Origin of the sequence: Mycobacterium simiae (assembly GCF_008370645.1) — a bacterium.
Lineage (GTDB): Bacteria > Actinomycetota > Actinomycetes > Mycobacteriales > Mycobacteriaceae > Mycobacterium > Mycobacterium simiae_A.
On record NZ_VTZN01000550.1, the window covers coordinates 1 to 410 of the forward strand.

1 protein-coding gene is annotated in these 410 nt (G+C 67.6%); it reads right to left on the reverse strand.

Annotated elements, in window-relative coordinates; translation table 11 throughout:
* The coding region (locus tag F0Q45_RS26850) for a polyketide synthase dehydratase domain-containing protein (protein WP_262491213.1) at positions 1 to 349 on the reverse strand (349 nt) is incomplete at its 3' end.
* Between the last annotated feature and the right edge of the window lie 61 nt (positions 350 to 410).

Sequence of the window (410 nt, forward strand, 5' to 3'; positions counted from 1 at the left end):
TCTGTGCGGCCAATCCCTGGTAGAAGCCCGTGACATCGACAGCCTCAACCACCGACGGCACCGTCGGCGCGGGCACCCCTGCCGTGCGGGCGCTCAGCTTTCCGGTGGCGTTCAGCGTCCAGGGGGTGCGCTCGTGGTTGTCGTGAGTGCGGGCGTGGACGGTGACGGGGCGTTGCTGGGTGTCGTCGAGGGGGTGGACGGTGATTTGCAGATCGGTGGCAGCGTCATCGGACAGGACCAGGGGGGCCTGCAAGACGAGTTCGTCGACGACCGGGGAGCCGGCCTGCTCCCCGGCGTAAAGCAGCAGATCGATGAGTCCGGTGGCCGGGAAAACCACGGTTTCACCCACGCGATGGCCGGTCAGCCAGCGGTGCGAGGTCAGTGAAATCCGCCCGCTGAGGACGATCTGG